Genomic DNA, 23415 nt, shown 5'->3' with positions numbered 1-23415 from the left:
AAAGTATTGATTTATAATTGTCTGTTAAAAGATATGTCTCTCAGCCCGATTAACAAATACTAAAAAAGAAACAAATGAAAAAAAGTATCATTGCGTTAGGATTAACGCTTTTCTCCAATATCTTTTGGGCACAAGATACCCTTTCAGTTAAGAAAGAAGAAGTGCTTGAGAAGATAAACGAGAAGAACTTGCAGATAAAAATTGCAGAAGAAGCTTTTAAATCAGCACAAGCCGATTACCGACAATCAAACGCTTTGTTCTTACCTAATATTTCAGCTTCTCATACGGCAATTTCGACAACGAATCCGTTGATGGCTTTTGGTTCCAAATTAAATCAGGAAATTTTAACACAAGCCGATTTTAATCCGGCTTTACTAAATGATCCTGAACATATTGAAAATTTTGCAACCATGATCGAAGTACAACAGCCGATCTTTAATATGGACGGAATCTATGGACGTCAGGCCGCAAAAGCTAAAATGAATGCTTACGGTTTACAAACCGAACGAACTAAAGAATACTTACAATTAGAAGTGTCTAAAGCTTATATGCAACTACAATTGGCTTATAAAGCTGTGACAGTTTTAGAAAAAGCGAATGAAACGGCACAGGGTAATCTTAAAATGGTAGAAAACTACTTTAAGAACGGAATGTTACAAAAAACAGATGTACTGGATGTTCAGGTGCGGGTGAATGAAGTAGCTAACCAATTGCAATACGCAAAAAGTAATGTGCAAAATGCTTCTGATTATTTAGCGTTTTTGTTGAATGAAGATATGAAAGGAAAAGTATATAAACCTTATGAGGAATTAGAGAACGAAATTACAGTAGAAATTCCGGTAACAGCTCTTCCTGAAAACAGAAAAGATATTCAGGCAATGGACGAATCGGCGGCAGCATATAAAAAAATGTTCCAGTCTGCCAAAATGGGATTCTTACCGCGATTAAATGCTTTTGGAAATTACCAGTTATATGATGATAAACTATTCGGAACATCTGCTAAAGGGTATTTAATAGGAGCGCAATTATCATGGAATATTTTTGACGGTTATAAAAACATCGGGAAAACCCAAAAAGCAAAAGCCGATTTCCATAAAGCACAAACAGAAGCAGAGCAATATAAAAAGCAAAGCCAGCTTGAGTTAAACAAAACCAATCGTCAATTGGCAGATGCTGAGAACAAAGTTAATTTATCCAAATTAGCTTTTGAACAAGCAGAAGAATCTTTCAGAATCCGTAAAAACCGTTTTGAACAAGGTTTGGAAAAAACAACGGATCTATTAATGGCAGAAACCCAGAAAGCTAAAAAAGAACTGGAGTTTTTACAAGCTGTTTTTGAATATAATTTCACTAAACAATATTTACAATTCTTAACCCAATAATAATTAAAATGAAAAAAATAGTTATCCCTATAGTTGTATTGTCTACTATGTTGTTTGTAGCATGTGGTGGCGATAATAGAGAAAAAGTAGCTGAGCTAAAGCCGGTTGCTGTAAAAGTAGCCGGAACGGCTGAGACTGAAGAAGGAACTTATGTTTCGGCAAGTGGTAAGATTGAAGCGGAAAACAGTGCAAATCTTAGTACCCGAATGATGGGCTATGTGACTAAATTAAATGTTAAAGTAGGTCAAAAAGTACGTAAGGGACAATTGTTAATTAGCGTAAACAATACAGATCTTCAGGCTAAAAAAGCACAAGTGGAAGCTTCTATTATCCAAGCACAAGCTGCTTATAACAATGCGAAGAAAGATTACGATCGCTTTGTGAATTTATTTGCACAACAAAGTGCTTCACAAAAAGAGCTGGATGATATGACAGCTCGTTACGAAATGGCAAAAGCCGGTTTAGAAGCGGCAAAACAAATGCGTAACGAAGTAAATGCTCAGTTTGCTTATGCTAATATTTCCGCTCCTTTTGATGGTGTAGTAACCAACACGTTTGTGAAAGAAGGAGATATGGCAAATCCGGGAATGCCTTTAGTAAGTGTAGAAGGAGCTAAAAAATTACAAGTAACTGCCATGGTTTCTGAGAGTGATATTACTTTGATCAAAGAAGGTATGAAAGTGAATGTTTTGGTAAAATCATTAAACCAGCAGCTAACAGGTAAAGTATCAGAAGTGAGCTTATCAGCTAAAAATACCGGTGGACAATATTTAGTGAAGATCGATTTAGATAAAGCGGATGTTAAAATTTTATCGGGAATGTTTGTAAATGTTCAGTTTCCGATAGAGAGAACAGCAACACAGCAAGAAGTATCTGATGTGGTTCTGATTCCGCAAAGTGCTTTAGTTAAACAAGGACAATTAACCGGAGTTTATACGGTAGGAAGTGGTAATGTAGCCGTGTTGAGATGGTTGCGTTTAGGAAAAAACTTTGGAGATCAGGTAGAAGTTTTATCGGGTTTAAACGGTAAAGAACAATACATTGTTTCTGCTGAAGGAAAATTGTTTAATGGAGCTAAAGTTCAAATTAAATAATGAGTCAATTTGAAAATTTGAAGATGAATTATCAATTTTCAAATTATCTAATTTTCAAATCATCAAATTGTAAAAATTATGCAAGAAGGTATTTCAGGTAAAATAGCCAATTTTTTCATCAACTCTAAGTTGACCATTCTTTTAATGGTAGGGTTAATGATTATTGGTGTCTACAGTTCGTTCTTGATTCCTAGAGAAGAAGAACCGCAAATTAATGTCCCGATGGCCGATGTAATGGTGGTGTATCCGGGGCAAGCCCGAGTGAAGTGGAGAGCCGTGTGGTAAAACCACTGGAAAAAGTAATCAGTAATATTAAAGGAGTAGAGCACATTCACAGTATGGCTTTTAACGGCTATTCTATGATGGTGGTTCAGTTCTATGTAGGAGAAAATAGTGAGGATTCATACGTTAAACTGTATGATGAATTAATGAAACATCGCGATATGTTTCCGGAAGGGGTAATGCAACCCGTAGTAAAAACCCGTTCGATTGACGATGTACCTATGTTGGGATTAACCTTGTGGAGCGAGCACTACAATGATTTCGAATTGCGCAGAATTGCGGAACAGGTAACTGACGAGATCGAAAAAGTAAAAGACGTAGCTATTACCAAAGAGATTGGTGGTAGAACACGGGAGTTGAAAGTTATTTTGGATAAAGACAAAATGGCTGAAAACGGTGTGGATGCTTTAAGCATTATGCAAATGATTAAAGCGAATAACGGAAGTTCTCAATCCGGAAGTTTTGTTCGTAACGATCAGGAATATTTAGTGACTACAGGTAAGTTCTTAGCCAATACAGAAGACGTAGAGAATTTAGTAGTTGGGGTAAATAAAAATATGCCGGTGTACCTAAAACAAGTGGCTTCTATACAAGACGGACCGCAAACAGCTAAGAACTATGTTTCGTTTGGTTACGGTAAAGCCAATGAAAAATTTAAAGAGAATCAATCAGAATATCCGGCGGTAACTATTTCTGTAGCAAAAGTAAAAGGTGCCGACGCAATGAAGATATCAGAAAAGATATTGAATCATGTGGAAGAATTGAAGAAAACCTTGATCCCAAATGATGTTCATGTTGAAATTACCCGTAATTACGGTGAAACTGCTTCTCACAAAGTAGGGGAGTTGTTAATGCACTTAGGTGTAGCTATTTTAGCCGTAACCATTCTGGTAATGTTAGCTATGGGCTGGAGAGGCGGATTAGTAGTGTTCTTTTCTGTTCCTCTAACGTTTGCCTTGACTTTGTTCAGCTACTATATGCTGGGTTACACCTTAAACCGAATTACCCTTTTTGCCCTTGTATTCGTTGTAGGTATTGTTGTGGATGATAGTATCATTATTGCCGAAAATATGCACAGGCATTTTAAAATGAAACGATTGCCGTTTAAGCAAGCCGCAATTTATGCGATTAATGAGGTAGGTAACCCAACCATTTTAGCAACATTTACCGTTATCGCGGCTATTTTACCGATGGCTTTCGTAAGCGGTATGATGGGACCTTATATGAGTCCGATGCCGATCGGAGCATCTATTGCTATGATGTTGTCATTGTTTGTAGCTTTAACGATTACCCCGTATCTAGGATACCATTTGTTGCAGGAAAAAGACGAGCAGGAGCACAAAGAAGAGCAAGGCTTAGAGACGAGTTGGATTTACAAAATCTACAAGAAGTTAGAGCAACCTTTATTGGATAGTTCTGCGAAAAGAAATTTAATGTTTGCTATTACTGTTTTCTTATTGTTAGGTTCTGTGGCGATGTTCTTTACGAAATCAGTAGCTGTAAAAATGTTACCTTTTGATAATAAGAATGAATTCCAGGTAGTAATTGATATGCCGGAAGGAACAACTTTAGAAAGAACAGCTGCGGTAACTAAAGAAATAGCGCAATATTTATCGACCGTACCCGAAGTAGTGGATTATCAGAATTATGTAGGAGCCTCCTCTCCGATCACATTTAACGGTTTGGTACGTCACTATGATATGCGTGGCGGAAGTAATATGGCTGATATTCAGGTGAACTTGTTGCACAAAGAAGACAGAAGTTTACAAAGTCACGACATTGCTAAAGAAGTTCGTCCGCAAGTGCAAAAAATTGCCAAAAAATACGGAGCTAATGTAAAAATTGTAGAAGTTCCGCCAGGACCACCGGTATTATCAACTTTAGTAGCTGAGGTTTACGGACCGGATTATAAAGAGCAAATTAAGGTGGCGAATCAGGTGAAACACATTTTAGAAACAACTTCTGATGTAGTTGATGTAGACTGGATGGTAGAAGCACCTCAAGTAGAATACAAATTAGAAGTAGATAAAGAGAAAGCCATGCTAAATGGTATTGCTCCGCAACAAGTAGTAGGAAACCTAACCTATTTACTTCGTGAAATGCCGGTCTCTAATTTATACGATGAAACTTCCGTGGATCCTGTAGGTATTGTATTGGCATTAGATGATGCTGAAAAAACATCGTTGGAAGACATTGAAAACTTAAAGATCAGAGGAAGTCAGGGAAATGTAGTTTCAGTGAGTGATCTGGTTCAGGTAAAAGCAGATACATTACAAAAAGCAATCTATCGCAAAGACCAGAAACGTGTGGTATATGTATTGGCAGATATGGCAGGAGCTTTAGAAAGTCCGGTATATGCCATCTTAGGGATGAATGAGAAATTGCAAAAGATTCAGTTGCCCAAAGGTTATTCTGTAAATGAATTGTATATGGATCAACCGGAAAGTGAAAGTGATTTTACTGTAAAATGGGATGGAGAATGGCAAATTACTTTGGAAGTATTCCGTGATCTGGGAGCGGCCTTTGCTGTAGTAGTTATCATTATCTACATGCTGATCGTAGGATGGTTCCAAAATTTCAAAACCCCGATGGTAATGATGGTAGCAATTCCGTTATCATTAGTAGGGATTGTATTAGGACACTGGTTGCTAGGAGCATTCTTTACGGCAACATCTTTCATCGGTATGATCGCCTTAGCCGGAGTTATGGTGAGGAACTCGGTCTTGTTGATAGACTTTATTGAAATTCGTTTGAATGACGGTATTCCCATCAAACAGGCAATTGTTGAAGCCGGAGCAGTTCGTACAACACCTATTTTATTGACAACCGGAGCAGTTGTAATCGGAGCTTCTATTATTTTGTTTGACCCGATCTTCCAAGGTTTGGCTATTTCATTAGTAGCCGGTGCAATTGTATCCACTTTATTAACATTACTTGTTGTGCCGTTGATCTACTACATCACTGAACACAAGAAATGGGAGAAAAATAAATAAAACATAGCCTGCAAGGTTGGTAAAGCCTTGTAGGTTTAAAAAATATAAAAGATATGAAACTAGTCATCATAACCGCAATTGCAGAATTTGAAAAGGAAATAAAAAAAATTCTGAAAGAGGCAAAAGTACTTTCTTACTCTTACAGAGATGTAAAAGGGTATCGGGATAGTACGGAAGATGCTGTAGAAACCAACTGGTTCGGTGCAGAAATGAATGAAACGGAATCCGTTTTGTTTTACGCACTGGTTTCAGAAGACAATGTTAGCTTGTTTATGAATTTGATTCATGGGTTTAACGAGAAACAAGAAGCTAAGTCACATATTCATGTGGCAGTACTCAATGTAGAACAAACAAATTAAAAGTTATGATAAACAGATTAATTAGAGCAATAGCCGGAACATTTGTTATAATCAGTGTATTACTGGGGATGTATGTTAATCAAAATTGGTTTTGGTTTACCATTTTTGTCGGTGTCAATTTACTTCAGTCTTCTATAACCAAATGGTGTTTAATGGAAGATATTCTTCGAAAAGTTTTCAAAATTAAAGAGTAATTTTTTCATAGGAATTAAAGTGTTTTTAGTATAAAAGAGTTGTCTGTTATTTTATAGGCAACTCTTTTTTTAACGGATAAAATCTTCGGAATTATTCTCTGAATATTTACTTTTTTTATGAGTAGTCTGAAATATTTGGGTTTAAAATTCTATTCTGAAATTGACATTAAGGGTTCTTCTTAAAGCATAATTTCTTATTTCTTCAACGGTATTGTAATCCGGAGAGTATTTGTAGTATTCGTTAATTTCATTTTGTTTGTTCAGTATATTAATAAGTGAACAACCAGCACTGTATTTGATATTGTTTTCAGAGTTCCATTCATAAGATGCAGATGTGTCCATTTGAAAAAAAGAATTCAGATATTTATTATTCGGATAGTTATAATCTAAGCTTAAATCACCGGAAACCTGATCGCTGGATAAACTGGTTTCAGGTTTTCCGGAGTGCCAACTAGCTCCGAAGGCAAATTTTAGATTGTTTTTATTGTAAATTGTTGCAAAAGAAAAAAGATGATCAATTTCAAAATTGTTAGTGAAAACCGGTTGAGGTAAATCCGGAAAATCATATTTATTTTCATTGATACTATAACTAAACCACGTTATCAGATTACTTATTTTTTTCTGAATAAGGAATTCATAACCAGAGGTGTTATATTTACCAATAGCATAGACGAATTCCAATTGATTTTGAAACCCCTGTTGCGGAGTTGTAATCCCGTTGACTATTTTATAGAACCTTTCTGCAGACAAAAGCCATTTTCTTTTTTTGAAAGTTAAGTTAAAAGATATTTGTTTACTCCTCTGAACAGGAATAGCGTTGTCATTGCTAAGCATCCATCTTCTTTTTTCAATTCCGAAATAATCATTATGCAGTTCTATTGTTTGAACCGTATTTTGGCTTTTAAATTCACCTAAAACATTTAAAAATAAAGAATTATAAATTTCATAATTGAATTGCAATCGTGGTTCAGCAATAAGCTTTTGAAATTGTTCAATATAATTTGTTCGTAAGCCGACAGAAAGTTTCGTTCTTGAAATGGAATCTTCAAATTTTCCCTCAACAATAACAGAATGGATATTTAATTTTTCCGTTATTTCATCGTGAGCTGCATCAGTATTCGTTTGATCGAGATTTTTTGTTTTTAATCTTGTAAACTGATAACCACTATACCATTGAAATTTAGAGTTCAGCAGATGCTCGTTTTCAATTTTCAGACCAAAGTCTGATATTGAGTTTTCTTGTTTTAGGGAGGAGTTTAGAATGAGATTACTGTTTTGGGCGTCTAATTCATATTGCGAATTATAAATATTGATTTTTGAGGAATTGTTTGAATTCCATGTTTTTATCCAAGAAATATTTATTCCGTCATTTTTTTGATATAGAGTATTATAGTTACTGATAGTGGGGTTGTAAGTACTGTTTTTTTGGGTTATTTTCAGATTGTCTTTAATAGTAATAAAATCGACAACCAATTTATTCTTAGAGTTAATCTGGTTAAAATATTTTAATGTGATATCATAGAAGCCGAATTTTTCATCAGCTAAATAGAGAATATTTTCATTATTTGAATAATTTAAAATGGCATTATTCTGAAAAGCTTTATTATAATATTGCTGAAATGTTGGAGTATTAAGCCAGTCAGTAATGGATTTTCTTCCGGCAATTTCAATAAAGCTATTTTCATTTATCTTTTGTTTAACGAAAAGGTCAGCATTAATCATGTTCAACCCGAAACTGTAATTTTTTTTATCGGATAATTCAGAAGTTGTCGAAATATCTATAACACCGGAAACGCTTTCGCCATAAAAGGCAGAGCTACCATTTTTATATATTTTTATTTCATTTGATAAATAAGGGTTTATAGTTGAAATTAACCCGAATAGATGACCGGTTTGATACAATTTAATGCCATTCCATAAAAATAAATTTTGGTCATGAGTTCCGCCTCTGATGTTAATACTGGAAACACTTTCGTCAGTGCTGTAAATACCCGGGATTTGTCGGATTGTTTGAAATACATCAGCTTCAATCAGTCCGGGTAATAAGCCGAAGTCTTTAGGATGGATTACAAACGAACCGTCTTTTGCTTTAGATATTCCGGCAGTTAAATACTCTTTTATTACAATTTCATTTAATTGATATTCATTGTGTTCTAAGTAAATTGCAGTACAATCGTTTTCGTTTAAATTTACACTGGTGTTTAAAGGTTTGTAGCTGATGTGCCTAAGAAAGAGCATAGCATTTTCAGGGATAGATACTTCAAAAAAACCCTGATTGTCTGAAACGGAAACAATTTTGCCTTCCAAATAAATGTGTGTGTTCTCTATAGGAAGGAGAGTGCTTTTATCGTAGACGTAGCCACAAAATAAACGGTTGGAATGGTTCTTAGAATGATGAATGATAATGAATTCATTATCAATAATTTCAAAAGTTAAATTTGTGTTCTTTTCTAAATACTTTAATTTTTCGGTTAAGCTACTTTCTCTTTCCGGAGGTAAAAGTGTAATAGTAGCTATCGTATTTTCCAGATAATTGAAAGTGACCTGGTGTTCCCTTTCAATATCTTCTAAAATGCTTTTAAGTAATACTACTGATGTAACTTTGGGTTGACTTGTGCAAATAAGCGTTGTAAATCCAATTAGAATACTGTATATATAAATTCTTAAGCTCATTAATTTGACTCTAAAACAAACAGGCTTTCAGCCTTCTTAATTACTTTTAAGTTAAAAGTAGTAGAAACAATTTTTAGAGCAATATCCAGATCGTTTGTAGGTATTTTTCCGGTGAAAATTGTATCTCCGCTTGTCGATTTATTTTCAATAGTTACATTGTATTGTCTTTCAATTTCATTTAAAACCGCAATTAAAGTTTCTTTATGGAATGATACTTCATTATTCATCCAATCAGGCTTTTTAACAGTTACGGATAAATCAGTTTGGATGTCATTTTCAAAAATTACCTGCATGCCTTTAGTTAAAAGGAGTTCTTTGTTGTTGTAATTCACTCTTACTTTTCCTTCATAACATGTAACCTCAAATCGGTCTTCTCTGTTTTTTACATTGAATTGAGTGCCCAAAACCGTCACTTTACCCAACTCCGTCTGAACTTCAAACTTTTTTCCTTTGGCAACCTTAAAAAAGGCTTCACCCTTTAAATTTAGTTTCCGATTTGAATCCCAATTCCATTTTTTATATGAAATTTCAGAACCCGAGTTCAAAATTACTTTGGAATGATCGGGTAAAACAAAACTATTTTTCTCACCGTTTTTAGCCAATAGATTTTCTGTGCTAAAGTTTAGAAACATAAAAGTCCCTAGTCCGATAGATAAAATCAGGATAGCAGCAATTTTTAAGAACCAATTTTTTTGTAACGGAATTATTTTAGGCTTTTCTTTTTGCTGTTGCATTATATTTTCATAAATAGCATTTTTGTCAAATTCAGGAACCGTTAACTGATTTGAATATTCCTTAATTTTTAAATAGGTATGAAATTCGGGACTTTTTTCAAATTCAATCAATTCCTCGCCTTCTAATTCATCATTAAGCCATTTGGCTAAATAGTATTTTTCATCCATCTCAATTTGGTATTAACTATTTTAATAACAACTTTCTTTAGTTTTTCCCTACTTTTTATAGGTTATCAATATTCTTTCTTAATTCAAGTAAAGCTAAATGGATTCTTTTCTCAACGGCTTTTACACTAATGTCAAGTTCTTCAGCAATCTCTTTATATTTTTTGCCGTCAATTCGGTGCATTAAAAAAGCGATACGTTGTGTTTCGTTTAAATTTTCAATAGCCGTTAATAATTTATCTTTAAACTGATTTTCTTCTAAGATGAATTCCGGAGATTGATTTGTCTTGTCTAATCCCGAAAAATCTTTCATGTAGGATAACTTTACTTTTTCATGAGCAATGATATTCAGCGAACTATTATTCGCAATGGTATAGATGTATGATTTTGCTTTTTCTAAAGGAACATCTTTACAATTTTGCCAAAGTTTTATGAATGCTTCTTGGGAGACATCTTCTGCATGGTTACTATTCCCGAATTTATATAATATAAAATTCCTGAGAGTTTTTATATGACTCTCAAAAAAAACAGAAAAAATAGATTCATTACAAATATCTGTAGTTGATTTCGATTTCATTAGAGAAAAAATATTAGTAAATATACTATCTTCTTATTTATGTGTTTCAGTTTTTGTTAAAAATGTTTTTATCTATAGGCTATTTTACAGATTGTGTAAAATAATGAATATTGAGCTTTGTCAATAAAAAAATGAAATAATGAAAAAAAGAGGTAGGGTAATACGTTTTTCGCTTGTTTCATCATCAAATAATAAAAATTTTAAAAAGAATAAATTATGAAAACAATCAACAAATTTGCAATGCTAGCCGTATTATCAATTTCTTTATTTTCTTGTTCAAAAGACGATACAGATGATTCCACATCAGATAATGATCGTGATGGACTAACAAATTCAATGGAATTGAAATTAGGAACCAATCCGAATGTAGCAGATACTGATGGGGATGGTATTTTAGACGGAACAGAGGATTTTAATAAAAACGGAATAATTGATGCAGGAGAAACAAACCCGTTACTAAAAGATACTGACGGAGACCGTGTAAAAGACGGAACAGAAGACTTTAATCGAAACGGTATTCTGGATGAAGGTGAAACAGATCCGTTAAATATGGATTCTGATGGGGACGGAATAAATGACGGAGATGAAGATAGTGATAATGACGGTTTAACCAATAGTACAGAAAGTGATTCAGATACGTCTCCGTATGATAACGATACTGATCACGACGGAATAAATGACGGTGATGAAGATTCTGATCACGATGGAGTAACAAATTCAGAAGAACAACATAACGGGACAAATTCCGGAGATACTGATTCAGACGATGATGGTATAAATGATGGTGATGAAGATTCTGACGGTGACGGATTCCCTGATGGCGATGGAAATAATGACAACGATGACAATGACGGAGAATAATTAAGAATGATCATAAGTATTAATTAGTTTTTTTAGTTAGAAAAATCCCGATTACTTTATAGTATTCGGGATTTATTTTTTGAAATTTTTCGGACAGGAGTGAATTTAAGAATTTTTGTGTCTGATGTAGACTTCTTAAATCAGAGTATATATAACCTCCCCCCTTGTTTTTATTTTCAACTTTGTAATTTTCCTGTTTTGAAACTTTTAGACTTTATCTTATCTTTGCGGCTTATTAAAACTACAGCAGATCATGTTTGATAATTTAACGGATAAATTAGACAAAGCTTTCCATATATTAAAAGGGCACGGAAAAATTACGGATGTAAACGTTGCTGATACGCTTAAAGAAGTTCGTCGGGCACTACTTGATGCCGATGTTAACTTTAAAATTGCGAAAGAATTTACAAACAAAGTAAAGGAAAAAGCAATCGGAGAAAACGTATTGACTAATTTACAACCCGGACAATTAATGGTTAAAATCGTTAAAGACGAGTTAACCGAATTAATGGGAGGTGATGTAGCAGGAGTAAACCTGTCTGGTAACCCATCCGTTATATTAATGTCAGGGCTTCAGGGTTCGGGTAAAACGACTTTCTCAGGGAAGTTGGCCAACTTTTTAAAAACTAAAAAAAATAAAAACCCTTTGTTAGTAGCCTGTGACGTTTATCGTCCGGCTGCAATCAATCAATTACATGTAGTAGGTGAGCAAATAGGAGTAGAGGTTTATAGTGAACCGGAAAATAAAAATCCTGTCGAAATTGCTCAAAATGCAATCAAACATGCTAAAGCAAACGGTTTTAACGTAGTTATTGTCGATACAGCAGGACGTTTAGCAGTCGATGAAGAAATGATGAACGAAATTGCTAATGTTCATAAAGCGATTCAGCCACAAGAAACGTTGTTTGTGGTAGATGCAATGACCGGACAAGATGCTGTTAATACCGCTAAGGCTTTCAATGACCGTCTGAATTTTGACGGGGTGGTTTTAACCAAGTTGGATGGTGATACTCGTGGTGGTGCCGCTATTTCAATTAAATCGGTAGTAAATAAGCCGATCAAATTCATTGGTACCGGTGAAAAAATGGAAGCTATAGATGTATTCTATCCTTCCCGTATGGCCGACCGTATTTTAGGGATGGGAGATGTCGTTTCCCTAGTAGAACGCGCACAGGAACAATACAATGAAGAAGAAGCGCGTAAACTTCAAAAGAAAATTGCTAAAAACGAATTCGGTTTTGACGATTTCTTAACACAGATACAACAGATCAAAAAAATGGGGAACATGAAAGATTTGGTCGGAATGATTCCCGGTGCAAACAAAGCACTAAAAGATGTTGAAATAGAAGACGATGCTTTTAAACATATTGAAGCTATTATTCACTCAATGACGCCTGAAGAAAGAAGCAAGCCGGCTATTATTGACGGTAAGCGGAAAACGAGAATCGCTAAAGGTTCCGGAACTAAAGTAGAACAGGTAAATCAGTTGATGAAACAGTTCGATCAAATGAGTAAAATGATGAAGATGATGCAAGGAGGTGCCGGAAAGAATTTGATGCGAATGATGGGAGGAGGAATGAAAGGTATGAGATAAAAGAACAGACGCGTGTTTTCTCGCGTCTTTTTTTATACAAAATAATCAACAACACAACAATATGATATTATTAGACGGTAAAAAAATATCAGAAGATATTAAGAATGAAATTGCTGCGGAAGTAGCAATGATGAAAGCAAACGGAGAAAAGGTTCCGCACCTGGCTGCTGTTATAGTAGGAAACGACGGAGCCAGCTTAACTTATGTAGGAAGTAAAGTTAAAGCATGTGAACGTGTAGGTTTTGAATCTACCCTGGTAAAAATGCCAAGCACAACTTCTGAGACAGAATTGTTAAAAAAGATCAAAGAGCTAAATGAAAATGATGATATAGACGGCTTTATTGTTCAGCTTCCTTTGCCGAAACAAATTGATACCCAAAAAGTTTTGATGGCAATTGACCCTAGTAAAGATGTTGATGGTTTCCATCCGGAAAACTTTGGAAAGATGGCTCTGGATATGAGTACATTTATTCCGGCAACACCTTTCGGTATCTTAGAATTGCTGGAACGATACAATGTAGAAACACAGGGGAAACATACTGTAGTAATTGGTCGTAGCCATATTGTAGGTCGCCCGATGAGTATATTGATGGGGAGAAAAGGATTTCCTGGAAATTCAACGGTGACATTAACACACAGTCACACTAAAAATATTAATCAAATCACAACACAAGCCGATATTATTATTACAGCTTTAGGTGTTCCTAACTATTTAAAAGCAGAAATGGTAAAGGACGATGTTGTGGTTATAGATGTTGGTATTACAAGAGTTGCTGATGAAACTACTGAAAAAGGATACCGAATTACCGGAGATGTGGATTTTGAAAATGTATCTAAAAAAGCATCTTATATTACTCCGGTTCCCGGAGGTGTAGGGCCAATGACGATTGCCATGCTGCTTAAGAACACCCTACTGGCAAGAGAAAGAAGAAAATTAATGAAATAAAATAATAAAAAAAGGAGCTTTTAAAGCTCCTTTTTTTATTTATTGTTTAGAATTACTTTCTTTTGATTAAAAAAGTAAAACGCAAATACAATACCTACAATTGCTAACCAAATCATTTGATTATCAATTGGGGCAGAAGGTGGGTCTCCATCTGCTAATACACCAGATGACTGTGCAGTGCTATCAAATCCGATTAATAACACAAACAAGCTCACATAGAGCTTTACAAGAAGAGGTTTCATTTTGCAAATTAGAATTTGGGGGTTTTGTTTAGTGCAATTTACAAAAAAAAATTAATTCTGGTAAAAATCAGATGTAAAATAAAGTTTAACAGAAGGATATTTTTGTTGCGTCATCTGAATCGAAAATTCACTATCCGCTAAAAACACCAGTTGTCCGTGTTTATCGTGGCCTAAGAACTTTTGTTTCACTCTTTTAAATTCTGCAAATTCTTCACTTTTAGTGTCTTCAGGTTTTACCCAACATGCTTTATATGCCGGAAAATTTTCATAACTACACTTAGCACCATACTCATGTTCTAAACGATATTGGATAACTTCATACTGTAGAGCACCTACTGTACCGATAACCTTTCTCCCGTTCATTTCCAGTGTAAACAGCTGAGCTACTCCTTCATCCATCAATTGATCGATTCCCTTTTCTAATTGTTTTGATTTCATCGGATCAGCATTGTTAATATAACGGAAATGCTCCGGAGAAAAACTAGGGATTCCTTTAAAGTTCATAACTTCGCCTTCAGTAAGTGTGTCCCCGATTTTAAAGTTTCCGGTATCGTGTAAACCTACAATATCACCCGGATAAGAAACGTCTACAATTTCTTTCTTTTCTGCAAAAAAGGCATTCGGGCTGGCAAACTTTAAATTTTTGTTATGGCGAACATGCAGGTAAGGTTTGTTTCTTTCAAAAGTTCCCGAAACAATTTTAATGAATGCTAAACGATCCCGGTGCTTCGGATCCATATTAGCATGGATCTTGAATACAAAACCGGAGAATTTTTCCTCATCTGCTTTTACTAAACGAGTATCCGATTCTTTAGGTCTGGGTTGTGGAGCAATCTCTATGAAACAATCTAAAAGCTCACGAACACCGAAATTATTCAGAGCCGAACCGAAAAAAACCGGCTGTAAATCACCTTTAAGATAAGCTTCTCTGTCAAAATCAGGGTAAATCTCAGTGACTAACTCTAATTCTTCGCGAAGTTTTTCAGCATGTTCCTCTCCTACGATCTTGTCCAGTTCCGGATTGTTTACATCGTCAAAGGCAATAGTTTCTTCTATGTCTTTACGACTGTCTCCGGTAAATAAATTGATGTTCTTCTCCCAGATATTGTAAATTCCTTTAAAGTCGTATCCCATACCTATAGGAAAACTCAAAGGTGTAACAGTAAGTTTTAATTTTTGTTCTACTTCGTCTAATAGGTCAAATGCATCTTTTCCTTCTCGGTCTAATTTGTTGATGAAAACAATCATCGGGATATTACGCATTCTACAAACCTCTACTAATTTTTCGGTTTGTTCCTCGACTCCTTTAGCAACGTCGATCACTACAATTACACTGTCTACAGCAGTTAATGTTCTAAAGGTGTCTTCAGCAAAATCTTTGTGACCGGGAGTATCAAGAATATTGATCTTTTTATCCTTATAATTAAAAGCTAATACCGAAGTTGCAACCGAAATACCTCTCTGGCGCTCAATCTCCATAAAGTCGGAAGTCGCTCCTTTTTTTATTTTATTGCTCTTTACGGCTCCCGCTTCCTGAATAGCGCCACCAAATAACAATAACTTTTCGGTTAAGGTTGTTTTACCGGCATCGGGGTGCGATATAATACCGAAAGTTCTTCTTCTTGCAATTTCGTCTTTAAAACTCATTTTCTTTCTTTTAATTCGGGTGCAAAATTAACTCAATTAATTTAGAATTAAAATCTTCCGACAAAACAAATCTTTTAGGGTATAATTTTTTGTTAATGCAACTTATTATAGTTGGTTTATACAATTGAATTACTATTTTTGTTGGTCGCAATTCAAAAATATTACATAGAAAATGAAGAAAATTGCTTTTTTGCTTTTTGTAGTTTGTTTAAGTTCAGTGAGTTTTGGACAAAACAAACAAAAAGAAGTTCTGTTTACTATTGATAATCACCCTTATTATACAGATGAATTTATAAGGGTATATAACAAAAATCTGGATTTAGTAAAAGATGATTCACAAAAAGATTTAGACCATTATTTAGATTTGTTTGTCGGCTACAAACTTAAAGTTGAGAAAGCTAAAAAATTAGGGCTGCAAAATGATGCTAAATATACAAACGAATTAGGTTCGTATAGAAAACAATTAGCAAAGAACTATGTAAACGACAGCAAAGTAACCAATGCATTAATTGATGAAGCTTACGCCAGAACAAAAGAAGAAGTAAGAGCCTCGCATATTTTAGTATTGGTTAGCGAAGGAGCTGAACCTAAAGACACTCTTAAAGCTTACCATAAAATGTTGGATCTGAAAAAGCGTATCGATGCAGGAGAAAACTTTGAAGCGGTAGCGCAAAAATTTTCAGAAGATCCGTCAGCAAAGGAGAATAAAGGCGATTTAGGTTATTTTTCAGCATTTAAAATGGTATATCCGTTTGAAAGTGCTGCGTATAATACTCCGGTAGGGAAAATTTCAAAGATTTTCAGAACACGTTTTGGTTACCATATTTTAAAAGTAACGGATAAGCGACTGAACAGAGGAGAAGTAACCGTTGAACACATCATGTTGCTCAATCCGTCTGTGCCAAGTTCGGAAGCGAATACTGCGGTGAAGAAAGCAATAGATGACATTTATCAAAAGATAAAACAAGGTGAAAACTTCGAAGAATTAGCCAAACAATTTTCAGAAGATAAATCAACGGCTGCAAAAGGAGGTTTGTTACAAAGATTCGGTTCAGGACAGTTAACATCACAAGAATTTGAAAATATAGCGTTCTCATTAACTGAAAAAGGACAAATATCAGAACCGTTTAAGTCAAAGTTCGGTTGGCATATTGTAAAATTAGTAGAACGCAACCCGGTGCCTCCGCTTGATGAAATAAAGTATGATCTGGAAAACAAAATCAAAAAAGACGATCGTTCATTATTGATCACTAATTCGCTAGCTAAGAAGTTGCGCGCAAAATATGACATAAAGCAAAATGCTAAATTATTGGCACAAATAAAGAATGCCGTAACAGAAGATTTTTACAGAGGAATCTGGGAATATCCTTCGGATAGTAAAAAATATAATGATGACCTGATCGTTATCAATAAAGATAGAAAAATTGAAGGTTCTGCTTTTCTAACGTATTTGCAGAGCCAACAAAAAGGGAATATTAAAACCAGACCGCTCAATGCATTGGTTGATGAATTGTACCAAAAATGGGTAGACGATCAATTGATCATTTATTTTAATGACAATCTTGAAAACGAATTTCCTGAGTTCAGCTATGTGATGGATGAATATCGCGATGGTTTATTGTTGTTTGATCTGATGGAAAAAGAGATTTGGGAAAAAGCAAAGACCGATACATTAGGCTTAGAGAAATTTTACAATAGTCATGTAAAAGATTATATGTGGAAAACCCGATATGATGTTGATATTTATTCTTCTACAGAGGAAAAAGCGGCAAAAAAAGCACAGTCTTATTGTAAGAAAGGGAAATCAATAGAGTACATTAAAGAGAAATTAAATAAGGATGGAAAAGTAAACATCATGGTTAAATCGGGAGTTTTTGAAGAAGATTTTGATGTTTTGCAGGAATTGGCAATTAAAACAACCGGAGCCACAAAAATAGTACAAAAAGGAAGCTATTATTTTGTAGCAGATGTAAAAGAGATCAAAGCGGAAACACCGAAAACAATTAATGAATGCAAAGGGAAATTAACCAGTGACTATCAGCAATATCTGGAAAATAACTGGGTTACTGAACTGAAGAAAGAATTTGATGTAAAGATTGATAATACTGTTTTTGAAAAAGTAAAAGCACAAATCCGAAAATAAATGAAATACCTTGCTTCATTAGTTTTGCTGATCTCCGTTGCTTCTTGTGATTACTTCAAAAAGCCTCAGGCTCCTAAAGCTATTGCAAGAGTGGGAGAAGCTTATTTGTATGAAGAGGAAATTGAAAATTTAGTACCTAAAGGAACCTCAGACAAAGATAGCGTTGCAATTATCAGAGCATTTGTCGACCGTTGGGCAACACAAAAGATACTTTTGAATGCGGCAGAGGTCAATTTGAGTGAAAGCCGACAAGAAGAGTTCAATCAGTTGATCGAGCAATACAAAACAGATTTGTTTACCAATGCCTATTTGGAAGATATGGTCATTCGTAAAATAGATACCGTGGTAACGGAAGAGCAAATCGTAGCGTTTTATGATAAAAACAAACAATTGTTCAAGAATGCGAACGAATTAGTAAAGCTACGCTACATTAATTTAGTTAAAGAAAATCCAAAATTTGATAAAATTAAAGCAAAGTTTAGTTCCTTTACCACGCAAGATAAAAAAGAACTGAATGAAATGAGTATTCAGTTTAAAAGTTATGCTTTTAATGACTCAGTATGGGTGGATGTTAATCAGGTTTATGAAAAACTCCCTTTCATTAATGCTGACAACAAGGATCAATACATTGCCGACGGGATCAATTTTCAACATCCGGATTCCACGACGGTTTGGTTAGTGAAAGTGAAGCAGGTTATGCCGAAAGATTCACCAACCCCCTTGCAGTTTATTAAACCGACTATCAGACAGGTTATAATAAACAATAGAAAATTAGAATTAGTAAAAACATTAGAAAAAGAAATTACGGAAGATGCGATTAAAAATAAAGACTATGAAATTTACAAGTAGAGCGACAGCCTTATTCTTATTGTTTACTACAGTGTTGTTTGCTCAGCCTAAAAAGGAAAAAGTAGATGGTGTTATAGGGGTTGTAGGAGACTATGTTATTCTGGATTCTGATGTTGATTTAGAATTTATCGGACTGAAAGCTCAGGGTATTGATATCAAAAATATAAGTCGATGTGAACTTTTCGGAAAATTATTAGAAGATAAATTGTATGCTCACCAGGCCATTCAGGATAGTATTGTAGTAACGGATCAGGAAGTGAATGATTACATGAACCAACAGATCGATGCAATGGTAGAGCAAGTAGGTTCTTTAGAAAAAGTAGTGAGCTTCTACAAAAAGAAAGACGAAGAAGACTTCAGAAATTACTTTTTTGATATTATTAAAATGAACAAGCTTACTTCTCAGATGCAAAAGAAAATTGTAGACGAGATTGAGATTACACCGGAAGAAGTTCGTAACTTCTTTAAAGATATTCCTGAAGATGAAATCCCTGTTTTCGGAGCTGAAGTCGAAGTAGCACAAATTGTGAAAAAACCTAAGATATCCGAAGAAGAGAAGCAACGTACAATTGATAAATTAAAACAAATTCGTCAGGAAGTGTTAGATGGAGGAAGTTTTTTTACAAAAGCAGTGTTGTTTTCGCAAGATCCGGGTTCAAGTTCAAATGGAGGGTACTATAAAATGAATCGTAAAACCCCGTTTGTTAAAGAGTTTAAAGATGTAGCATTTAGTTTGGCAGAAGGGGAGATATCGGAACCTTTTGAAACAGAATTCGGATATCACATTATCATGATTGATAAGATCAGAGGACAGGAAGTAGAATTACGCCATATTTTAATTGCTCCGAAAGTAACACCTGAAGCTTTACAGGAAGCTAAAGAAGAAATTGAGAAGATCAGAGCGAAAATAGAAAGCGGTGAAATTTCTTTTGCAGATGCAGCTAAAGCTACTTCAGATGAAAAAGAAACCCGTAACAACGGAGGTGTTTTGTTTAATCCTCGTACAATGGAATCTAAATTTGAATTGACTAAAATGGATCCGGCTTTGTATAACCAAATTGTAGATTTGAAAGTAGGGGAATTATCGCAGCCAATTTTAGATCAGGACGAACGTGGTAACAAATTCTATAAAATTGTAACCATCAATACGAAATTGCCTGAGCATAAAGCGGATTTTGCCAGTGATTATTTAAAAATTAAAGAATTGGCTTTACGCGACAAACAAATTAAAGCAATTGCTAAGTGGACCGAAGAAAAAATCGGAGAAACGTATATTAAAATTGATAAAGAATATCAGGATTGTGAGTTTACCAATAATTGGTTGAAAAAATAATTTTTGAAGAGATCCAAAGAAAAAAATATTTGTAGGATATATAGTATTAGGGTAAGTTCTATTTTTTTTGTTTCTTTATCCTAATTTTTAATACTAAAATATAAGAGTATGTCAGACGTAGCAGCGATTCAACAACTGGTTCAAAAACAACAAGACTTAAAAAATGAGATTGCGAAAGTGATTATCGGTCAGGAAGAAGTTGTTAACCAAATTGTATTGAGCATTTTTGCCGGAGGTCATGCTTTATTAATTGGTGTTCCGGGATTAGCAAAAACCTTGATGGTTAATACCATTTCTCAGGCTTTGGGATTGGATTTCAAACGAATTCAGTTTACACCTGATTTGATGCCTTCTGATATCTTGGGAAGTGAAATATTAGATGAGAATCGAAATTTTAAATTTATAAAAGGTCCGATTTTTTCCAATATTATTCTGGCAGACGAGATCAATCGTACGCCTCCTAAAACTCAGGCAGCTCTGTTAGAAGCGATGCAAGAGCGAGCAGTTACGGTGGCAGGACATCATTATAAGCTGGATTTACCATATTTTGTATTGGCCACTCAAAACCCGATTGAGCAAGAAGGAACATATCCGCTTCCAGAAGCACAGCTCGACCGTTTTATGTTTGCTATTAAGCTAGAATATCCTTCTTTTCAGGAAGAAATTCAGGTAGTAAAAGCTACTACAACTGATTTTAAACCGCAGGTAGAGTCATTATTTACGGCGCAGGAAATATTGGATTATCAAAATGTGATCCGGAAAATACCAGTGGCAGATAATGTAATAGAATATGCCGTTACTCTGGTTAGTAAAACCAGACCTGATAACGAATTAGCACCTGATTTTGTAAAAACCTATATCGACTGGGGTGCAGGTCCCAGAGCCTCTCAGAATTTGATTTTGGCTGCCAAAACACAAGCCGCATTAAACGGAAAGTTTTCACCGGATATTGAAGAAGTTCAATCAGTAGCAACGGGAATCTTACGTCATAGAATTGTGAAAAACTACAAAGCAGATGCGGAAGGTATTTCGGAAGAGGACTTGATCAAAAAATTATTTTAGTTTTAATTTTTCATCCATTTCTTTGTCGTAGAAAAATAAGAACATACTGCCCATCATGTCTTGTAAGGTCATAGAAGTGTTATTGGTTTCCATGACTAATTCGTACTGATGATTTCCATATAGCCAAACGCCATCTATAGAGCTAAAAGGTTCTACTTTTAATAAGCCTGCTTTATCATTATAATTTTGTATCTGACTTTTGAAAATGTATTGTCGGGTAGTCGTATCATACAGACTGATGGAAGTTGCAAACGGATGCACGTGTATTGCTGAAAAATGCAGACGCAAACTGTCTTTTATTTGTAATTGTTCGTCAATAGAACTTCTGTAGGTTGCTTTCCCTTTAGGAATAATCCAATGTCCTGATAGCATATTGCCGTTGCGGTCAGTATAACAATGATTTTTAGTTTCCACCGGAATACATTGATTGCTTCCGGGAGTTAAAGGTGATTTAAAAGGGTTTTCTTTGTCAAAAGGCAACTGTATGAAAACCGTTTTACTCATCAAAGGCTTTTGAGTACCATCATATTTTTCATGTTCAACACTTACCAAGTGCTTTACTTTTTTAAAAATTTTAGGTTGGTTTAGATTTAAAGCTTGAGTAGTGATATAGAGATATTCATTTCCTTTTACAGGAATGCCATAACCGCTAGGAAAAATACAATCTTCAAAACCGCCGGAAAGAGAAGTGAGTCTCGGATATTGTTTTCCTATTCTGTCTTCCATGTTGAAATTAGAGTAATAATGAACATCATTAAGATCTACGTTCATGTGGCAGATGAAATCTTTTGAAACTTCTTTCAGGTTCTTTTCATCAACTGCTTTTATATTAAAACCGGTGATCCAAAGCAGTTCGTCTGAAGTGCTAAGCTGAATGTAGCGGGACGATTTTGGACCTTCCATTGATTTGTAAATGCCGTCAATTAAAAGAGTAGGCGAAAGCATGGTGTATCGTTGGTGAATATCTTTGACCTCCCAGTCACTATCAACTAAGTGAAGTTGGTGTAAAAGAGTTGTTTTTACGATTGCTTTATGACGGTTTGAAAGCATAAAATAGGTCAGGCTCCCAAAAAGAAAAGAAACCATAACACTAAACAGTAAGTATTTGTATATCTTTGGTCGTTTCAAAATTAAGAATATTGACACAAAAGTAACGGAAATGAATTTAGAAAAGCAAGTAAAGCAAAGAATTTTCGGATTAGATGTGGTAAGAGCCTTAGCAATAGCTCTTGTGGTTTTTTCGCATTTATATTATTTAACGGATAATCAAAGCTCTTTACTACTTTCTTTAAGCGGATTAGCAGGATACCTAGGGGTAGAGATTTTTTTTGTATTAAGCGGATTTTTGATCGGGACAATCCTCTTGAAACAATTTTTAAAGGATCAGTTCTCGATCAGAGATGTTTTATATTTTTTAAAAAGGCGATGGTATCGTACATTACCTAATTATTATTTGGTTTTAGGAATAGTGTTGTTAATTGCTTTTTTTTCAGGATTTCAATTGAGCTGGAAAGTTTGGCGTTATTTTTTCTTTCTACAGAATTTTGAGCAATATTCTATTACGATTTTTGTGGAATCATGGAGTTTGTCAGTGGAAGAATGGACCTATTTTTTAGTACCTGTGATGCTTTTTTTTGTAGCGTTTTTGGTAAAGAGTACTAAAAAAGTACTCTTCATAACAACGGTTTTTGTATTGATCGTTTTGTTTCATTTCTTTCGCTATATCCATTTTCTGAATGATAAGACGACCGACTTGAATGTTTGGGGAACAGCAATAAAATCAGTAGTTATCTATCGTGTTGATGCTATTTTATATGGGTTTGTAGTTGCTTGGGTTAACTATTTTTACACAAAAAAACTTAAACGATTACGGGTTTATTTTTTGATCGTAGCGCTGCATTTATTGTTTTTTCAGTATGTTGTTATGAATGTTTTAGGATTTAACCTGATTAAGACACCTTTGTATTATCAGGTGTTCTATTTTTCGTTGACATCGATAACGATTGCTATGCTACTGCCTTTTTTTGTGTTTTGGGAAAAAGAAGAAGGATTCATTGCTCGCGGAACAACATTTGTCAGTAAGATATCGTATAGCATTTACTTATTGCATTATTCCGTTGTTTTATACTTATTGAAAGATTTGTTCATGCAGCTTACGTATGAGATCCCTTCAGTTTTAAAAATAATTGTTTACCTGTTTAGTACACTTTTACTTTCGTACTTTTTATACCGTTTTTATGAAAAACCAATGATGGATTTGAGAAATGATAAATATTAAATTCTCA

18 protein-coding genes and 1 pseudogene are annotated in these 23415 nt (G+C 34.6%); 13 read left to right on the top strand and 6 right to left on the bottom strand.

Features of this window, described 5'->3' with window-relative positions; translation table 11 throughout:
- The first annotated feature begins 74 nt into the window (after window positions 1-74).
- From DI487_RS02975 to DI487_RS02955, 5 genes and pseudogenes are all read left to right on the top strand, one after another.
- On the top strand, window positions 75-1382 hold the full coding sequence (locus tag DI487_RS02975) for a TolC family protein (protein ID WP_109568338.1): 1308 nt from the start codon (window positions 75-77) through the stop codon (window positions 1380-1382).
- An 8-nt stretch (window positions 1383-1390) separates the two neighbouring features.
- On the top strand, window positions 1391-2476 hold the full coding sequence (locus DI487_RS02970) for an efflux RND transporter periplasmic adaptor subunit (protein WP_109568337.1): 1086 nt from the start codon (window positions 1391-1393) through the stop codon (window positions 2474-2476).
- 78 nt (window positions 2477-2554) lie between these two features.
- A pseudogene (locus DI487_RS02965) lies at window positions 2555-5751 on the top strand (efflux RND transporter permease subunit).
- A 53-nt stretch (window positions 5752-5804) separates the two neighbouring features.
- Window positions 5805-6110, top strand: coding sequence for a hypothetical protein (locus DI487_RS02960; protein ID WP_109568336.1), 306 nt, complete (start codon window positions 5805-5807; stop codon window positions 6108-6110).
- 5 nt (window positions 6111-6115) lie between these two features.
- Entirely contained in the window at window positions 6116-6304 is a 189-nt protein-coding gene (locus tag DI487_RS02955) for a YgaP family membrane protein (protein WP_109568335.1), read from the top strand.
- A gap of 141 nt (window positions 6305-6445) precedes the next feature.
- Here DI487_RS02955 and DI487_RS02950 read toward each other — a convergent pair whose 3' ends face one another.
- Genes DI487_RS02950 through DI487_RS02940 form a run of 3 tightly spaced genes read right to left on the bottom strand, consistent with a single transcriptional unit; the run spans window position 6446 to window position 10453 of the window.
- Window positions 6446-8977 carry a TonB-dependent receptor plug domain-containing protein gene (locus DI487_RS02950; RefSeq protein ID WP_109568334.1) on the bottom strand — a complete coding sequence of 844 codons (2532 nt, stop codon included), beginning with the start codon at window positions 8975-8977 and terminating at the stop codon, window positions 6446-6448.
- Window positions 8977-9879 (bottom strand): FecR family protein, encoded by a 903-nt coding sequence (locus DI487_RS02945; protein WP_109568333.1) that lies wholly within the window; start codon window positions 9877-9879, stop codon window positions 8977-8979. Before DI487_RS02945 ends, DI487_RS02950 begins: the two co-directional genes overlap by 1 nt.
- 55 nt (window positions 9880-9934) lie before the next feature.
- Window positions 9935-10453 (bottom strand): RNA polymerase sigma factor, encoded by a 519-nt coding sequence (locus DI487_RS02940; RefSeq protein ID WP_109568332.1) that lies wholly within the window; start codon window positions 10451-10453, stop codon window positions 9935-9937.
- 216 nt (window positions 10454-10669) lie between these two features.
- On the opposite strand from DI487_RS02940, the gene DI487_RS02935 reads away from it, so the two are divergent.
- The 3 genes from DI487_RS02935 (at window position 10670) to DI487_RS02925 (ending at window position 13854) form a co-directional block, all read left to right on the top strand.
- On the top strand, window positions 10670-11314 hold the full coding sequence (locus DI487_RS02935; protein WP_109568331.1) for a hypothetical protein: 645 nt from the start codon (window positions 10670-10672) through the stop codon (window positions 11312-11314).
- Between the two features lie 253 nt (window positions 11315-11567).
- Window positions 11568-12908, top strand: coding sequence for a signal recognition particle protein (gene ffh, locus DI487_RS02930; protein ID WP_109568330.1), 1341 nt, complete (start codon window positions 11568-11570; stop codon window positions 12906-12908).
- A 61-nt stretch (window positions 12909-12969) separates the two neighbouring features.
- A complete protein-coding gene (locus DI487_RS02925; RefSeq protein ID WP_109568329.1) occupies window positions 12970-13854 on the top strand; it encodes a bifunctional 5,10-methylenetetrahydrofolate dehydrogenase/5,10-methenyltetrahydrofolate cyclohydrolase in 885 nt (294 codons plus the stop codon).
- A gap of 35 nt (window positions 13855-13889) precedes the next feature.
- Here DI487_RS02925 and DI487_RS02920 read toward each other — a convergent pair whose 3' ends face one another.
- Entirely contained in the window at window positions 13890-14096 is a 207-nt protein-coding gene (locus DI487_RS02920; protein ID WP_109568328.1) for a hypothetical protein, read from the bottom strand.
- 51 nt (window positions 14097-14147) lie between these two features.
- Window positions 14148-15743, bottom strand: a complete 1596-nt coding sequence (locus DI487_RS02915; RefSeq protein ID WP_109568327.1) for a peptide chain release factor 3 — start codon at window positions 15741-15743, stop codon at window positions 14148-14150.
- A 172-nt stretch (window positions 15744-15915) separates the two neighbouring features.
- Between DI487_RS02915 and DI487_RS02910 the strand changes: the two genes are divergently transcribed.
- The 4 genes from DI487_RS02910 (at window position 15916) to DI487_RS02895 (ending at window position 21130) form a co-directional block, all read left to right on the top strand.
- A complete protein-coding gene (locus DI487_RS02910; protein WP_109568326.1) occupies window positions 15916-17886 on the top strand; it encodes a peptidylprolyl isomerase in 1971 nt (656 codons plus the stop codon).
- Window positions 17887-18735 (top strand): hypothetical protein, encoded by an 849-nt coding sequence (locus DI487_RS02905; RefSeq protein WP_109568325.1) that lies wholly within the window; start codon window positions 17887-17889, stop codon window positions 18733-18735.
- Window positions 18719-20068 (top strand): peptidylprolyl isomerase, encoded by a 1350-nt coding sequence (locus DI487_RS02900; RefSeq protein ID WP_109568324.1) that lies wholly within the window; start codon window positions 18719-18721, stop codon window positions 20066-20068. Before DI487_RS02905 ends, DI487_RS02900 begins: the two co-directional genes overlap by 17 nt.
- Before the next feature lie 108 nt (window positions 20069-20176).
- Window positions 20177-21130 carry an AAA family ATPase gene (locus DI487_RS02895; RefSeq protein WP_109568323.1) on the top strand — a complete coding sequence of 318 codons (954 nt, stop codon included), beginning with the start codon at window positions 20177-20179 and terminating at the stop codon, window positions 21128-21130.
- On the opposite strand, the gene DI487_RS02890 is transcribed toward DI487_RS02895, so the two are convergent.
- Window positions 21122-22216 (bottom strand): hypothetical protein, encoded by a 1095-nt coding sequence (locus tag DI487_RS02890; RefSeq protein WP_146193356.1) that lies wholly within the window; start codon window positions 22214-22216, stop codon window positions 21122-21124. The two genes, DI487_RS02895 and DI487_RS02890, sit on opposite strands and share 9 nt — an antisense overlap.
- 73 nt (window positions 22217-22289) lie before the next feature.
- Between DI487_RS02890 and DI487_RS02885 the strand changes: the two genes are divergently transcribed.
- The gene (locus tag DI487_RS02885; protein ID WP_109568321.1) at window positions 22290-23408 is read left to right on the top strand and encodes an acyltransferase family protein; all 1119 of its coding nucleotides are present in this window, start codon (window positions 22290-22292) and stop codon (window positions 23406-23408) included.
- Window positions 23409-23415: the final 7 nt, after the last annotated feature.

The sequence above is a fragment of the Flavobacterium sediminis genome, assembly GCF_003148385.1.
GTDB classification, from domain to species: Bacteria; Bacteroidota; Bacteroidia; order Flavobacteriales; family Flavobacteriaceae; genus Flavobacterium; species Flavobacterium sediminis.
Note: the sequence above shows the minus strand (reverse complement) of the source record. Positions and strands in the feature narration are given on the sequence as shown.